The 14,935-nt window shown below is 69.0% G+C and carries 11 protein-coding genes; 2 read left to right on the top strand and 9 right to left on the bottom strand.

The features are described from left to right. Positions 1-5: 5 nt before the first annotated feature. From ACK8OR_RS03755 to ACK8OR_RS03725, 7 genes are all read right to left on the bottom strand, one after another. Entirely contained in the window at positions 6-1,163 is a 1,158-nt protein-coding gene (locus ACK8OR_RS03755; protein ID WP_410188112.1) for an ABC transporter permease, read from the bottom strand. Beyond that, on the bottom strand, positions 1,160-1,819 hold the full coding sequence (locus tag ACK8OR_RS03750; RefSeq protein ID WP_410188111.1) for an ABC transporter ATP-binding protein: 660 nt from the start codon (positions 1,817-1,819) through the stop codon (positions 1,160-1,162). The genes ACK8OR_RS03755 and ACK8OR_RS03750 overlap by 4 nt, the downstream gene beginning before the upstream one ends. Beyond that, positions 1,816-2,451 carry a hypothetical protein gene (locus ACK8OR_RS03745; RefSeq protein ID WP_410188110.1) on the bottom strand — a complete coding sequence of 212 codons (636 nt, stop codon included), beginning with the start codon at positions 2,449-2,451 and terminating at the stop codon, positions 1,816-1,818. The genes ACK8OR_RS03750 and ACK8OR_RS03745 overlap by 4 nt, the downstream gene beginning before the upstream one ends. A 96-nt stretch (positions 2,452-2,547) precedes the next feature. Then, complete coding sequence (locus tag ACK8OR_RS03740; RefSeq protein WP_410188109.1) at positions 2,548-4,974, bottom strand: GcvT family protein; 2,427 nt, start codon at positions 4,972-4,974, stop codon at positions 2,548-2,550. Beyond that, the gene (locus tag ACK8OR_RS03735) at positions 4,971-7,349 is read right to left on the bottom strand and encodes a GcvT family protein (protein ID WP_410188108.1); all 2,379 of its coding nucleotides are present in this window, start codon (positions 7,347-7,349) and stop codon (positions 4,971-4,973) included. The genes ACK8OR_RS03740 and ACK8OR_RS03735 overlap by 4 nt, the downstream gene beginning before the upstream one ends. Further along, the gene (locus tag ACK8OR_RS03730; RefSeq protein ID WP_410188107.1) at positions 7,346-7,894 is read right to left on the bottom strand and encodes a helix-turn-helix domain-containing protein; all 549 of its coding nucleotides are present in this window, start codon (positions 7,892-7,894) and stop codon (positions 7,346-7,348) included. The genes ACK8OR_RS03735 and ACK8OR_RS03730 overlap by 4 nt, the downstream gene beginning before the upstream one ends. A 149-nt stretch (positions 7,895-8,043) precedes the next feature. Continuing rightward, on the bottom strand, positions 8,044-8,970 hold the full coding sequence (locus ACK8OR_RS03725) for a LysR substrate-binding domain-containing protein (RefSeq protein WP_410188106.1): 927 nt from the start codon (positions 8,968-8,970) through the stop codon (positions 8,044-8,046). Positions 8,971-9,721: 751 nt separating this feature from the next. Here ACK8OR_RS03725 and ACK8OR_RS03720 point away from each other — a divergent pair. Next, positions 9,722-10,324: a TetR/AcrR family transcriptional regulator gene (locus tag ACK8OR_RS03720; RefSeq protein WP_410188105.1), complete on the top strand. Its 603-nt coding sequence runs from the start codon at positions 9,722-9,724 to the stop codon at positions 10,322-10,324. Positions 10,325-10,328: 4 nt separating this feature from the next. Beyond that, a complete protein-coding gene (locus ACK8OR_RS03715; RefSeq protein ID WP_410188104.1) occupies positions 10,329-12,419 on the top strand; it encodes an alpha/beta fold hydrolase in 2,091 nt (696 codons plus the stop codon). Positions 12,420-12,443: 24 nt separating this feature from the next. Here the strand turns inward: ACK8OR_RS03715 and ACK8OR_RS03710 are convergent, their stop codons facing one another. Both ACK8OR_RS03710 and ACK8OR_RS03705 read right to left on the bottom strand, forming a co-directional pair. Then, positions 12,444-13,820: a hypothetical protein gene (locus tag ACK8OR_RS03710; RefSeq protein WP_410188103.1), complete on the bottom strand. Its 1,377-nt coding sequence runs from the start codon at positions 13,818-13,820 to the stop codon at positions 12,444-12,446. Next, on the bottom strand, positions 13,821-14,729 hold the full coding sequence (locus tag ACK8OR_RS03705) for a hypothetical protein (protein ID WP_410188102.1): 909 nt from the start codon (positions 14,727-14,729) through the stop codon (positions 13,821-13,823). Positions 14,730-14,935 lie beyond the last annotated feature (206 nt).

Here is a 14,935-nt window from a genome sequence, read left to right as displayed (position 1 = left end):
CTCCTTCAGGAACCAAGTGCGATGAGGCGTGCGGCAATGGTAGGCGCAAATGATTGCAGTGCAATGACAAGTGGCAGCGCCAGCAATACGGCGCCCAGCAGGATCAGCCCCACTTCGGCCAGTGCCAGCCGCGCGATCATGCCGCGCCCGGCGCCCAGTGCGAAGGCCGTGCGCATCTCGGGCGCGCGCAGCCGCCACGACAGGAACAGCGCCAGCCCCAGCGCCAATGCGGCGGCCGCGCCCACCACAACCGTCACCGCGTCCACCAGCGACGCGATGCGCAGCAACCGTGCGACCAGCGCGTCGATCACGTCCGAGGGCACGACCGCCTGCACCGGGCCGTCGGCGTCGAGATAGCGGCCCCGGAGGATCGTGGCCGCGCGCGCGTCATGGGGCGCGACCATGACGCCGGTGACCGGATAATCCGCCGGGTCGCCATGGAAGTGGAAGCTGTCGATATTGGCCTCGGTGATGCGGGCGTATTGAACCACGCGGGCGGCGGCCGCAGCGGCGTCCTCGCCCTCGGCGATGATGTCGTCATGGCCGTGCCCGATGCCGGCGATGACCCAGGCCGTCTTGATGTCCACGAAGACCGCGTCGTCATCCGGCGTGCCCGTGGGCGTCAGCACGCCCACGACCGTCATCTCCAGCGGGTAGGCCCCGTCGAGGTCGAAGAGGCTTTCGGGATCCGACAGGATCGTCGCGTCCTTGCCGGTCCCTAGTCGGGCGGCCGTGGCCGAGCCCAGCACCGCCTCGCCCAGAAGCGCGAAGGGGCGGCCCTCGGCCAGATCCAGCGCGCGTAGGTCGAAATAGTCGAGCGTCGTGCCGACGATGCGCGCCCCGTCCGAGGTGAACGCCGTATGCAGAGGCACGGGGATGCCGAGATCCGAGTCCCAGACGGCCTCGGCGGTGGCCATCGTCGTCGGCTCGGGCAGGTCGTCGGTGAAATAGGCCCCCGCCATCACGAGGTCCAACCGGCTGCCGCGCGTGCCCAGAAGGAGCGGCGTCGCCTCGGCGCGGGCGGTCAGCGCGGCCTCGCCCTGGGCCAGCAGCGCGCGGGTCAGCACGGGCACGGCCAAGACCAGTGCCGCGGCCATGATCAGGACCAGCGTGCGCGCCCAGTGAAACCGCAGGTTGGCGGCGGCGAGGTAGACCGCGTTCATGCCGCCATCCTCAGATCCGCGAAGTCGATCACCCGGTCGAAGCGGGGCAGAAGCTCGTGGTCATGGGTCACGCAAAGAAGGGCCGCGCCGGTCTCGGCGGCCTGCGCGAAGAGAAGGTCCAGCGCCGCGGCCTTGTTGGCGGGATCGAGATTTCCCGTCGCCTCGTCGGCCAGGATGACCTTCGGACGCGTCACGAGGGCGCGGGCGATCGCCACGCGCTGCCGCTCGCCTTGGCTGAGCTCTGCGGGTCGCCGGCGGGTCTTCTCGCCCAGCCCGAAATCGGCCAGCAGCGCGCGGGCCCGATCCCGAACATCGCGATCCAGCCGCAACCCGGCGCCGACGCGGTAGGGGTAGAGGACGTTGCCCTCGGCGGTCAGGTAATCGACCAGCGCGAATTCCTGGAACACGAAACCGATGGAGGCGGCACGCAGCGCCCGGCGAGCCCGGTCCGAAAGGGGGCCGACCTCCTGGCCGTCCAGCGTCACCCGGCCCTCGCGCGGCACGGCGATCCCCGAGACGAGGTTCAGGAGCGTCGTCTTCCCCGAGCCCGACGGCCCGACGATCGCCACCCGCTCACCCGCGGCGACGTCGAGTTCGGGCACGTCGAGCGCGAACCCCCCGGCATAGCCGAACCGCAAGTCACGGACCGAGATCATCCCGGCGGCGCCACGGCGGGGGCGTCGTCGGATGCCGGCTGGTCCGCCTCCGAAAGGGTCGTCAGCGTCCCGGCCCCGGTGCGGTCCACCTCGGTCAGGCTAAATTCCGTCAGGCGCCACGCACCGTCGGCAGGAGCGATCGTCAGTTCGGCGCCATAGGCATTGCCGCGCATATGGGTGTGTTCGGAATGGCCGACCTCGCCCAGGACGGCCCAGCGGACATCGGCGGTCATGGCCCCGTCGGCGATGCGCCAGGTGCCGTCGGTCAGGCTCAACTCATGAACCACCTGGTCGGGCAATCCCCCGGTCGCCAGCGCCCCGGCCCGTTCGAGATAGAGCGCCTCCAGCGCCTCCGCCGCCGCGACCTCGGCCAAGCCGTCGTAGATCGCGGCCTCGTCGGTCTGCGCGAAGGCGGCATAGACGGCCTCCAGCACGGCGACGGTCACGTAATACCCGTTCCCGCGCAGGCCCTCCGCTGTCACCGGTGCCCCGAGGCCGGGCGCGGGCAGGGGCGCGGACGCCGCCGAGCGTCCCGTCCACGCGGCCAGCCCGGCCGCCAGCGCAAGGCAGGCCGCGAGGGCCAGCGCGATCGGGAGCCAGCGTCGCGCCGGATTGGCATCATCAGACATCATCGCGGCCCGTTCTAGCAGCCTCGGGGGCGGCCACAACGGGCAACGCGCCCGCGCGCCGAAGTGCCGCGATGGGCCTTCCTGTCCCCTGATCTGGCGTCAGCCCCGCATCCGCTCGCCCTTGGGGTCGAAGATCGGCTTCAGGGACGCAGTTGCGGGGACGCGGACGCCCGCCACCTCGATCTCGTAGGTCGATGCCAGCACCGCGGCCGCCGTCTCGTCGGGACAGGGGACATAGCCGAGACCGATCGCCCGGTCGATGCTGTGGCCGTAGCCGCCCGAGGTCGTATGCCCCACGACCTCGCCGTCCCGCAGGATCGGCTCGGCGTGGAACAGAAGCGGCTCGGGATCGTCCAGACGGAATTGCAGCAGCCGGCGGGGCGGGCCGGTGCTGCGCATCGCGTCCACGGCGTCGGCCCCGACATATCCGCCGGTCTTGCGGCAGGCGAAGCCCAACCCCGCCTCGATCACGTGGTCGGCCGGCGTGATATCGTGACCCATATGCCGGAAGCCCTTCTCCAGCCGGAGCGAGTCCATCGCGTGCAGCCCCGCAAGCGTCAGCCCGTGATCGCGCCCGGCGTCGAGGATCGTCTCGAAGGCATGCATGGCCATGTCCGCCGAGACATAGACCTCCCAGCCCAGTTCGCCGACATAGGACAGGCGGTGCAGCCGGGCGAGGCCGAGGCCCAGCTCGACCTCGCAGGCGGTGCCGAAGGGATGGGCCGCGTCGTCCATGTCCTCGGCCACGACGGCGGCCAGAAGATCGCGCGCCCGCGGCCCCATGACCGCCATCACGGCCTCGCCCGCGGTCACGTCGGTGATCGCCACCTCCATCCCCGCCGCGAGCCGCCGCAGCCGCGTCTCGTCGCGCAGGCGCGTGGCCGCGGGCGTGACCATCAGGAAGCGGGTCTCGGCCAGCCGGGTCACGGTGACGTCCGCCTCGACCCCGCCGCGGGTATTGAGCATCTGGGTATAGACGATACGCCCCGGCAGCACGTCGAGATCCGCCCCGCAGGCCTGCGCCATGAGGCGGGGCGCATCGCGCCCCTCGATCCGCAGCTTGCCGAAGGACGACATGTCGTAGAGGCCGACGCCCGCGCGGAGTGCGAGATGTTCGGCGCGCTGCGCCTGCCACCATGTCTGCCGCCCCCAGCCGTACTCGTACGAAGCGCCCTCGTGCCCAAACCAGTTGGCCCGCTCCCATCCCGCAAGCTCGCCCATCACCGCGCCCCGGTCGAGAAGCTCGCGGTGGAGCGGCGAGCGGCGGACGCCGCGCGCCGTAGCCTTCTGCCGTGCGGGCCAATGGTCGGCATAGAGGAGCCCGAGGCTTTCGGACGCGCGGGCCCGCAGATACCGTCGGTTCGCCTGGAACGGTTCCATCCGCGCGATGTCGACATCCTTCAGGTCGAACGGCATGTCGCCATCTTCCATCCATTGCGACAGCGCCAGACCCGCGCCGCCTGCCGACTGGATGCCGATGGAGTTGAAGCCCGCCGCGACCCAGACGTTGTCGGTGCCGGGGCAGGGGCCAAGATGGTAGGCATCGTCGGGCGTGAAGCTCTCGGGGCCGTTGAAGAACGTGTGGATGCCTGCCTCGGCCAGCATCGGCATGCGCGCGATGGCGCGTTGGAGGATGGGCTCGAAATGGTCGATATCCTCGGGGAGCTGGTCGAACTCGAACGCGGGCGGGATCGGCCCCCATGGCTTGGCCACGGGCTCGAACGTGCCCAGCAGAATCTTGCCCGCATCCTCCTTGTAGTAGGCACATTCGTCGGGCACCCGCAGAACGGGCAGCGTGCCGAGGCCCTCGATCGTCTCGGTCACGACGTAGAAATGCTCGCAGGCCTGAAGCGGCACCGGCGCGCCCAGCATCGCGCCCACGTCGCGGCCCCACATGCCCGCACAATTGACGACGTGGTCGCAGGCGATGACGCCCGTCTCGGCACCGCTTTGCCATTCGACATGCGTGATACGGCTCCCCGTGCTGCGTACGCCCCTGACCTCCGTCTGCTCGGCGATGGTCGCCCCAGCCTGCCGCGCGCCCTTGGCGAGGGCCAGCGCGATGCCGGTCGGATCGCCTTGACCGTCCTTCGGCAGCCAGACGCCCGAACGGACGCCCTCCAGGTTGAGATGGGGATAGGCCGCCGCGATCTCGGTCGGGCCGATATCCTCGACCTCGACGCCGAAGGCGCGCGCCATCCCGGCCTGCCGCGCGATCTCCTGGCGGCGGTCGTCGGTCAGTGCGACGGTGATCGACCCGCAGCGGCGGAAGCCGGTCGCGAGGCCGGTCTCGGCTTCGAGCGTGCCATAGAGTTCCTGACTGTAGCGCGACAGACGGGTCATGGCGGGCGTCGCACGGAGTTGCGCGATCAGGCCCGCCGCGTGCCAGGTCGTGCCCGAGGTCAGGCGCTTGCGCTCCAGGAGGACCGGGTTCCAGCCCAGCTTGGCCAGGTGGTAGGCGACCGAGCAGCCGATGACGCCGCCGCCGATGACGACCGCGCGGGCCGAGGCGGGCAGGGCGGTCATGCCCGGATCCGCGCGAAATCGGCGTCCCAGGCAGGGCCGTCCAGCACCCGCGCGGCCACGCGCTCACCGAAGATGTCCAGCGACAGTCTCGTTCCGGGACCGGCCTGCGCCAGGGGCACCATTGCCAGCGCAAGGGGCATCCCGGCGCGGTGACCATATGCGGCCGAGGTGACCTCGCCCACGATCTCCCCGTCCGAGAGGACGTTGGCCATGTAGGGCGGCTCGCGCTCGCCCTCATGCGCCAGAAGGACGAGGCGGCGCGCGGGCGTGCCCGGATCTGTCATGAACCGTTCGAGCCCCAGCTCTTCGAGGGTGTAGTCGGTCGAGAGGTCGCCCTTCCAGGACAGCCAGCCCTTCTCGATCCGCATCGAGTCGAGGGCGATCATACCGAAGGGTTGCGCGCCCGCCCCCGTGACGGCATCCCAGATGGTGGGCATGTGCTCGGGCCCGGCATGGATCTCCCAGCCGAGCTCGCCCGCGAAGGACACCCGCGCCAGCATGGCGGGACGGCCCGCGACCTCGACGCGCTGGTGCGAGAGCCAGGGCAGGGCGAGATCGGCTTCGGTCCCGGCAGCGGTCAGGACGGCGCGGGCCTCGGGGCCGGTGACGAGTAGGGTCGAGACCGCCTCAGTCCGGTCGGCCAGGGTCAGGCCGTCGGGCAGGCCGTCCCGCAGGACGTCCCGGTCGTGCCATTGCGCCGCGGCGGCCGTGATCAGGGTGAAGGCGTCCGCGTCGCGGCGGATCACCGACATCTCGGTCAGGCAACGACCGCGCGCATCTGCGAAATACGCAAGCCCCATGCGTCCCGTCCGGGGCATCCGTCCGGCGATGCGACCCGCCAGCCAGTCCGCGGCGCCGTCTCCCTCAAGGTCGAAGCGCGTGAAGCCGCAGATGTCGATCACGCCCGCCCCGTCGCGCACGGCCGCGACCTCCTCGGCCACGGCGCCCCACCACGGGCCCGCGCGGTCGAAGGTCTCGGTCGCAACTTCGGTGGTGTCGTCGCCCGGCCGCGCATACCAGAGCGCCCGCTCCCAACCGCCGAACGCGCCCATCTGGCCGCCCACCGCGACGATCCGGTCATGGACTGGCGACAGCCGCTTGTCGCGCCCCTCGGGCCAGGCGTGGAACGGATGGTGCAGCGCGTATTCGTGGCGATAGACCTGCAACCCCATCGCGTCCGCCGCGTCCTGATCGGCCCATCCGGTGAAGCGGCGCGGATCCATCGCCCAGGCATCCCATTCCGGCGCGCCCTCGACGATCCAGTCGGTCAGAAGCTTGCCGGCGCCGCCCGCCTGCGCGATCCCGAAGGTGAAGACGCAGGCCTCGAACGCGTTCGGCACGCCCGGCATGGGGCCGATCAGCGGCAACCCGTCGGGTGCGTAGGGGATCGGACCGTTGATGACCTTTCCGATACCCGCCGTCGACAGAAGCGGCACGCGCGCCATCGCGTCCTCGATATAGGGCTCCAACCGTTCGAGATCGTCGGGAAAGAGCTGGAACGAGAAGTCCTCGGGCATGGAGCCATCGGTCCAGTAGGGCTGGCCCCCACGCTCGTAGGGTCCGAGGTTCAGACCGGTCTTCTCCTGCCGCAGGTAGTAGGAGACGTCCGGGTCGCGCAAAAGCGGCAGCTTGCGGCCATGCGTCCGCGTCCAGTCGGCGATCTCTGGGATCTCCTCGGTCAGCAGGTATTGATGCTGGAGCACGGTCATCGGCACCCGCCGCCCGCCATGGGGCACGAACCACTCACCGATGCGCTGTGCGTAGTAGCCGCCCGCATTGACGACATAGGCACAGCGGATGTCGCCCTTGTCGGTATGGACGACCCATTCGTCCCGGTTGCGGCTGACCCCCGTCGCGGGGCGGAACCGATGGATCGTCGCGCCCAGTTGCCGCGCCCCCGCCGCGAGGGCCTGCGTCAGCGAGGCGGGGTCCGCATCGCCGTCATGGGCGTCCCAGAAGCCGCCGGCGAGGTCGTGCGTCTCGAGGAAGGGATAGGCGTCCCGTATGTCGTCGACGGACATCATTTCCGTCGGCATCTTGAGCTTCCGGCCCCACGCGGCGACATGTTCGAATTCACGCATCCGGTCGGCGGTATGGGCCAACCGCACGGCGCCCGTGACGTTATAGGTGAAGGGTGTGCCCGTCGCGGCCTCCAGCCCGCGGTAAAGCTCCATCGAATAGCGTTGGAGCTTGGTCATCCCCAGCGAGGTCGAGAAGGTCGGACAATTGCCCGCCGCGTGCCAGGTGGACCCGGCCGTCAGCTCGTTCTTCTCCAGAAGCGTGCAGTCGGTCCAGCCCGCCAACGCCAGGTGGTAGAGGCAGGACACGCCGACCGCGCCTCCGCCGATGATGACGACGCGGGCGGTCTCGGTCATGCGGTGCTTCCTTGGGTGTAGATGGCGGGGCTGATGATCCAGATCGCGACGGCGGCCTCGGGATGCGGGTTGCTCCAGCGGAAAGCCTGCCCGCGCAGGCGGATGGTGTCCCCGGCGTTGAGGTCGTGGCGCGACGTTCCCAGCCAGACCGTCAGCCGCCCCGACAGAAGATGCGCGATCTCGGTCGTGTGCCGGGAGACGCGCCCCTCGCTCCGGGCGCCGGGCCGGAAGGTGGAATGGATCACCTCGAACCCGTCGGTCAGGTCCGGCGACAGCAGCGTTTCGGTCAGGCCGGGCACCCGCTCGCCGATCGGCCGACGCCGGTCGGCGCGGACGACCTCGCCGGCCGCGCGGTCGGTCAGCATCGAGAGCGGAGCGTCCAGCGTCTCGGCGATCCGCGCGAGGGTCGCATCGTCGGGCGTCGAGAGGTCGCGCTCGACCTGGCTCATCCAGCCGACGGAGCGATCCAGCCGGTCCGCCAGCGCCGCGAGGGTCAGGCCCCGAGACTGTCGCAACGCCCGCAGATCGGCACCCAAGGCTGACATGGATTCGACTCCGTGAAAATATAGATCATTATTTCACGACATGCTTCGGTCGCGCAAGCCGCGCGTTCGTCGGGAAGCCAGCGCAACGAAGAGGCGATGACCTCGGACCGGCCTCTGACCGTCCGGGTGCTGCTTGGGTGGCGCGGTCCTTATCCGTCCGACAATTGCGGCTCGAACGGCGCCTCGTCTTCGGCGGCGGCGACGGCCCAGTCGCGGAACCGCGCGACCTTCGGCTCGTGCCAGGCGTCCCGCGCGGCCAGCAGCGAGACCCCGCCGAACGGCCCGTCGCAGACCATCCGCGGAAAGGGCGTCACCAGCGCGCCCGAGGCCAGTTCCTCCCGGCAGAGAACCAGGTCGGCCATCACGACCCCGGCCCCCGAGACGGCCGCGCGCATCGCGGTATCGAGGTTCGGGAACTCCAGGCCGCCCCGCAGGTCCAACGCGCCCCCGGGATCGAAGGCCCGCGCCCAGGCGGTCCAGTCGTGCCGCTGCGGCGTCTCGTGCAGGAGTTCGCAGCGTGCCAGGTCGGCTGGCGTGTCGAGTGGGCCCGTGCGGGCCAGGAACTGCGGCGCGCAGACCGGGGTCAGCCGGAAGGGAAAGAGCGTCTGCGAGACGATGGCGTCGGAGCGCGCCAGCCAGCTTTCGACCGAGAAGGCGACGTCGTATTCCGCCGCGTCGAAGCCGTCCTGCCCGTGGAAGCCGGTGGTCAGACGGACGCGAAGATCGGGATGCGCGCGGCGAAACCCGTCGAGCCGTGGGATCAGCCATCGGACCGACGTGGCCGGCGGGCAGAGGATGCGCAGGTCCTGCGCGTCCGCCCGGATGCGGTCAAGTTCGCGACCGACGTGGCCGAACGCCTCGGTCAACACCGGCAGAAGGCGCGCGCCGGTCGCCGTCAAGCGCACGCCCTGCGCTTGCCGCGCGAAGAGCGCCACGCCGAGATCGGCCTCCAGCCCCCTTACGTGGCGGCTGACCGCGCCTCGGGTGACATGAAGCTCCGCTGCCGCATCGACGAAGCCGCCATGGCGGGCAGCAGCCTCGAAGGCGCGGAGGGCGTTGAGCGAGGGCAAGCGCATAGAGTTCTGTAGGGTGATATTTAGTGATCCTAGACTGGACGAAGTCTGGTTTGCCATCAAGCCTGCCTTTCGGTCTGATCGCGTTTGACGATAGGAATATGCGATGCGGTGGCTCGGCGGTATGGGCGTGTGCGTTCTGGAAGGGGCTAGGGCATTTTACCGCTTGCAGTGGCGGTGGAAGAGGGCGCCGGACCTCGATGCGGTCACGAGGTCGGAGGTGGAGCGGCTGGCGGCCGCAGCGCCCCATCTCCTCGCGGATATCGGGTTCGAGCGGGAGAGGCGGTGCGTATCACCGGGACGGTTCGTGGGTGAGGTGAACGCACCCATGGGGCCAGGAAAGCCCCCGGTTGTCGTGTGCCGACTTGAGATCCAGTGGCGGACGATTCGGCCGGACGATTGATGAAAGGGCGAGGGGGCGGACCTCGGCCGGCCTTGATTTAGTTCGTTCGAACGAATAACGTCTCGAGGGGCCGTCAGAGGAGGAGCCGATGATGCCATCGAATTGTGGCCCGATGATCGGTAGGGGATGTGATGGTGCCGCCCACTGCGTGACCGTATGCTGCATGGCCCTAGCCGAACGTGCGGCCAGCAGGCCGATTACCAAGAGTCGGACCACTGTGGTGCCCTGCGAAGCCTTTCGTCAGGTGGCGCGTGACCGCACTCGGCCACGCACGCATCCCGGCTCTCCCGCCATGTCTGTCGCAAGATGCCTTCAAACCTCGCACTCGCAACGCATTGCTTGGTGGACATCATGACGGCGACGACCGGGCGACGGGTCGATACGCGGACGGTGCTGCTCGATGCCGCCAAGACCGTGCTCCTGACCCAGGGCTACGCGGGTCTTTCCACCCGAAGCGTGGCTGCAAAGGCGGGCACGCAGATGAGCCAGATCCGCTACCATTTCGGATCGAAGGAGGGGCTGATCCTCGCGCTGTTCGAGCGCATGAACGACGACCTCATTGCGCGTCAGGCCGCGACCTTCGAAAACCCGGACCTGCCGCTGTCGCGAAAATGGGCGCTCTCCTGCGACTATCTCGAAGCGGACCTCGCCTCCGGTTTCGTCCGGGTCATCAACGAGCTGATCGCGGCGGGCTGGTCGGACGAGGCGGTCGGCGGCGTCGTGCGTCCGGCGCTCCGGCGCTGGTACGAGCTGATCCTCAGGCTGGTCCGCCAGTTCGAGCGCGAACACGGCGCGCTCGGACCCTTTGCGGCAGACGATGTCGCGGCGCTGGTGGCCTCGGCCTTCATGGGCGCGGAAACCCATATCCTCTTGGGCTATCCGGCCGATCGCTTTCCCGCGATCCGCGCCCTTCGCCGCTTCGGCACCCTCATCGAAAGCTTCGAGAAGGACTAGGCTCATGCGCGCACTCGAACCCCACACGACCGGCATGGTCGACCGCCCCGGTACACGGCTCGCCTACGAAGTATTCGGAGAGGGGCCGGGCACCATCCTGTTCGTGCCGACCTGGGCGCTAATCCATTCGCGCTGCTGGAAGGGACAGGTGCCGTATTTCGCCCAGACCCACCGCGTCGTGACCTTCGATCCGCGCGGCAACGGCAAGTCGGACCGCCCAGACGCGCCAGAGGGTTACGCGGTCGACCGGATCATCGAGGACGTGCCCGCGGTGATGGACGCGCTCGGGATCGAACGCGCGACCCTGGTCGGCCTGTCGTTCTCGAGCGCCATTGCATTCGCGGTCGCCGCCCATTTTCCCGAACGCGTCGAGGCGGTCGTCTCGACCGGCGCGTGGACCCCGATCGTGCCGCCCTACGATCACCGGGCCGCCGGGTTCGATGCCGACCCCGGACCCGCGCCCGATGGCTGGGACAAGTACAACGCCATGCACTGGCGCCGCGACTATCGCGACTTCGCGGAGTTCTTCCTGGGCCGCGTCCAGAACGAGCCGCATTCCACCAAGCAGCGCGAGGATGCCGTCGCCTGGGCGATGGAGGGCGATCCCGAGATGCTGCTGATGACGCAGGCGCGGGAGCCTGGGCAATACGCGATCGACGAGGAGATGTATCGTCGCGTGCGATGCCCATCGCTGGTCGTGGTCGGCACCGAGGACGAGATCACGCCGCCCGATGGGTCGCGCCGTATCGCGGAGCTGACGGGGGGCACGCTCCATGAATGGGACGACGCGGGCCATGGCCTGCATGCCCGCTTCCCGGCCCGCTTCAACCTGACGATGCGCGATTTCCTCGCCGCCGAATTGGGGGCGCCGACCCCGAAGCGGCGGGCGACGACCGAGCGGCGCGCCTTGGTCCTGTCTTCGCCCATCGGCCTCGGTCACGCGCGGCGCGACTTGGCCATCGCACGCGAATTGCGGGCGCTGCACCCGGATCTCGAGATCGATTGGCTGGCACAGGATCCCGTGACGCGCCTTCTGGGCGCCGAGGGCGAACATGTTCATCCCATGAGCCGGCGCCTCGCCTCCGAAAGTGCGCATATCGAATCCGAGGCAGGCCGCCACGAGCTTCACGCCTTCCAGGCCATCCGTTCGATGGACGAGATCCTCGCGCTCAACTTCATGATTTTCCAGGAGGCGCTGGAGGAGACACGATACGACGTGGTCATCGCCGACGAGGCTTGGGACGTCGACCACCACTGGCACGAGCACCCCGACCTGAAGCGCGCGCCGATGGCCTGGCTCACCGATTTCGTCGGGTTCGTGCCTTTCGAGGAGAACGGCCCTTCGGAGGCAGCGCTGACCACCGATTACAACGCCGAGATGATCGAGCATGTCGAGGGTCGCCCCCAGATCCGTGACCGGGCGATCTTCGTGGGCGGGCGGGACGATATCGCCGACCTGAGCCTTGGCGACGGACTGCCGCGCATGCGCGACTGGGTGCCGGATCACTACGAGTTCGCCGATTACATCCTCGGGCGGCATCCGTCCGAATTCGGGCAACGCGACGACCTGCGGGCCGAGCTGGGCTATGATGACGGGCGACCGGTTTGCATCGTCGCGGTCGGCGGCTCGGCCGTCGGCGCGCCGCTCATCGCCCGCATTCTCGAGGCTTATCCACTCGCGCGCGAACGGATCGCCGATCTGCGCATGATCGTGGTCACGGGGCCGCGGCTGGACCCGGCCCGGTTCGATGTCCCCGCTGGCGTCGAGATGCGCGCCTTCGTGCCCGATCTCGATCGCCACCTCGCCGCCTGCGACCTGGCGCTCGTTCAAGGCGGGCTGAGCACCTGCATGGAGCTGACGGCGGCGGCGACACCGTTCCTCTACTTCCCGCTTCGCAATCATTTCGAGCAGAACTTCCACGTCGCCGCCCGGCTCGACCGCTACGGGGCCGGCCGGCGGATGACCTATGCGGAGACGGGCACCGAACAGATCGCGACGGCCATGCTGGCCGAGCTTCGCGCGCCCCGTCGCCCCGCACCCGTCGCGCCCGGCGGCGCCGTCCAAGCGGCGCGTATGATCGCCGAGATCCTGTAGGGCGCGGTTCGGGCTGCGCGGCGGTCAGCGCAGCCGGGCCCCCTCGAAGCTGTCCGTCGCGTGGCACTGGTCGCAGGTCCGACCGAAGCGTCCGCCATGAACGTCGTCTTCGGCATGGCAGGAGGCGCAGTCCTGCGACGTCTCGAGGGGCGCGTCCGCGGCATGGCATGCTTCGCAGGTCAGACCCTCGTGCGCCCCGGTCAGCGCGAACTCGGTCTGTGTGTCGTGATCGAACGTCCAGAAGTCCCAGCCGTTGGGGTTGTGGCAGGTCTCGCACTGGTCCGGGAGGTTGTCGCCGTGGACGTCATCCTCGCTGTGGCAGCTTGCGCAGGCCAATTCGGCGGAGCGGAACGTCGCGTCGAGATGACAGCTCTCGCAGGGAACGAGCGTGTGCAGCCCGAGGAGCGGGAACCGGGTGATGTCGTGGTCGAACGCGACGTCTTCGGACCAGTCGACGGGATTGTGGCAGGTCTCGCAGGCCTCGCCCAACTGACCGGCATGGGCGTCGTCTTCCGCGTGGCAGGCGTAGCAGTCGGTTGCAAGGACGGTCTCGTAGGCATTGGTCGTATGGCAGGATTCGCAGCCGCTCTCGTCATGCGCGCCCACCAGCGTGAACGTCGTGTCGCGCGTGTGGTCGAACCGGACCTCGGTCCAGGCTTCGACGATGTGGCAGGTGGCGCAGTCCTCGCCGAAGGCCCCCGCATGGACGTCCTGAATCCGGTGGCAGTCGATGCAATCCGTCGGCAGGTCGTCATAGATTTCGCCCACATGGCAGGACATGCAGTCGATGTTCTGATGCGCGCCGACCAGCGCGAAGTCGGTCGCATCATGGTCGAAGGGGCGCAGCTCGACCCAGTCGGTCGGCGCGTGGCAGGCGGTGCAGTCGCGCCCGAGGCGGCCTTCGTGGGGCTGATCCTCGATGTGACAATCGACGCACATCGTCGGGGCGTCGCGGAACTGCGCGCCTTCGACATGGCAGGAGGCGCAGGGCAGGATCTCATGCGCGCCATCGAGGGCGAAATCGGTATCGGTGTGATCGAAGGCGGCCGTGTCGAGCTGCACGATATCGGCGTCGCGCCCCTCGTGGTCGGTGTGGCAGACGCGGCAATCCTGATCCAGCACCTCGGGCCTGCGGCCATGAAAGCCGCGGCGGTCGGTGATGTCGCGGTCGACGGCCGTGTGGCAATCCAGGCAGAGCGCCGTCTCGCCCTCCTCCGAGAAGGAGACGTGGCAGTTGGCGCAGTCACTCTCGAACTCGGCGTGGCCCTCGATTAGATCGCCGGGCATCACCAGCCGTTCCAGAAGGGTCTGGGCGGGTGCGGCGGAGGGCGCGGTCAGCAGAAGAGCCCCGGCCAGAAGAAGGCGTGCTGCGTGACGACAGGTGCGGCCGGTGACGTGCATTCAGTACAGGTGAACTCCCACGACGTGCACGATAGCAGCAATCACGAGGATCACGAACAGCGGAAGATGAAAGAGGTGCCAGAGCGCGAAGAGCCGTTCGTAGAGCGCGAAGGACTGGGCCCGCGCGACGGCGTGCAGATAGCTGTCGAGATGGCGGCGGACCAGTTGGCTGCGATCACGGCGCGGACCGCCCGCTTGTTCGACGGTCCGGGCGTAGCGGCGCATCACCTCCCGGCGCAGGCGAAACCGCGAGGCGGGACCGCTCAGCGCCCGCCCGAGACTGGTCCAGAGCGCCTGGGTCGGTGCCAGCCGGCACGATTCGTAGTCGCGGAGCGTCTGCAGCAGCCATGCGGGGTCGGGCATGTCGGTGTCGAACTCGTGCTTCAGGGTCTCCATGTCGTCGAGATATTCCCGCACGGAGGCGCGCCGACCGTAGAGGCCGCGATGGATCCGGGCGTAGAACAGGCGCCCGATCAGGCCGCTGATGGCGACGACGAGCATCGCGAAGAGCGCGACGGAGCTGTTGAGCGAGCCGAGCGCGAAATTGGCATGGAGGATGATCAGGGTCGGACCGACGATGCCGAGGATCATATGGATCCGGAACCAGCTTCGGACGTTGCCGATGACCCGGAGCTTCACGATCCGCTTGCGTAGCGGATAAAGGAGCAAGGTCAGCATCGCGAGCGCGCCGACGATCCCGAGCGCATAGCCCCAACCGGTTTCCGCGGTGAGATCGCCTTCGAGGCGCCGGGTCCAGGCATACCCGATCGCCGCCGCCGACAGGCTCAGCATGACGATCAGTTCGGGCGCGCCGGACTTGCGGCCGCGCGACGTGTCTGGGGCGGGCTTTGGGCCGGGCTTGGCCGCGGTCGATGTCGCGAAGCTTTGCTCGGGCGTGGCAATCGTCATTCTGAACCTCGGACCGCGTGTCATCGGGCGAACGCCATTCGTTAGCCGCTCCGCACCGCTCGGGCGACTCCGCGTCTCGCCGCGCCCGCCAAACCGGCAGATTCACGCGAGGCCCCGGCGGGAATCCGCAAGCGGGCGGCGAAGGTCGTTCTGGACAGGGCGCGGTCTTGCGCCAACACTGCAGGCGTCTGCGCCGCTCAGGGGAC

Source organism: Jannaschia halovivens, from assembly GCF_046452375.1.
Lineage (GTDB): Bacteria > Pseudomonadota > Alphaproteobacteria > Rhodobacterales > Rhodobacteraceae > Jannaschia > Jannaschia halovivens.
Note: the sequence above shows the minus strand (reverse complement) of the source record. Positions and strands in the feature narration are given on the sequence as shown.

Coding starts and splice junctions, on each gene's coding strand:
- ACK8OR_RS03705 (WP_410188102.1), bottom strand. CDS start 14,729: ATGACGATTGCCACGCCCGAGCAAAGCTTCGCGACATCGACCGCGGCC.
- ACK8OR_RS03740 (WP_410188109.1), bottom strand. CDS start 4,974: ATGACCGCCCTGCCCGCCTCGGCCCGCGCGGTCGTCATCGGCGGCGGC.
- ACK8OR_RS03715 (WP_410188104.1), top strand. CDS start 10,329: ATGCGCGCACTCGAACCCCACACGACCGGCATGGTCGACCGCCCCGGT.
- ACK8OR_RS03745 (WP_410188110.1), bottom strand. CDS start 2,451: ATGATGTCTGATGATGCCAATCCGGCGCGACGCTGGCTCCCGATCGCG.
- ACK8OR_RS03730 (WP_410188107.1), bottom strand. CDS start 7,894: ATGTCAGCCTTGGGTGCCGATCTGCGGGCGTTGCGACAGTCTCGGGGC.
- ACK8OR_RS03735 (WP_410188108.1), bottom strand. CDS start 7,349: ATGACCGAGACCGCCCGCGTCGTCATCATCGGCGGAGGCGCGGTCGGC.
- ACK8OR_RS03710 (WP_410188103.1), bottom strand. CDS start 13,820: ATGCACGTCACCGGCCGCACCTGTCGTCACGCAGCACGCCTTCTTCTG.
- ACK8OR_RS03750 (WP_410188111.1), bottom strand. CDS start 1,819: ATGATCTCGGTCCGTGACTTGCGGTTCGGCTATGCCGGGGGGTTCGCG.
- ACK8OR_RS03725 (WP_410188106.1), bottom strand. CDS start 8,970: ATGCGCTTGCCCTCGCTCAACGCCCTCCGCGCCTTCGAGGCTGCTGCC.
- ACK8OR_RS03755 (WP_410188112.1), bottom strand. CDS start 1,163: ATGAACGCGGTCTACCTCGCCGCCGCCAACCTGCGGTTTCACTGGGCG.
- ACK8OR_RS03720 (WP_410188105.1), top strand. CDS start 9,722: ATGACGGCGACGACCGGGCGACGGGTCGATACGCGGACGGTGCTGCTC.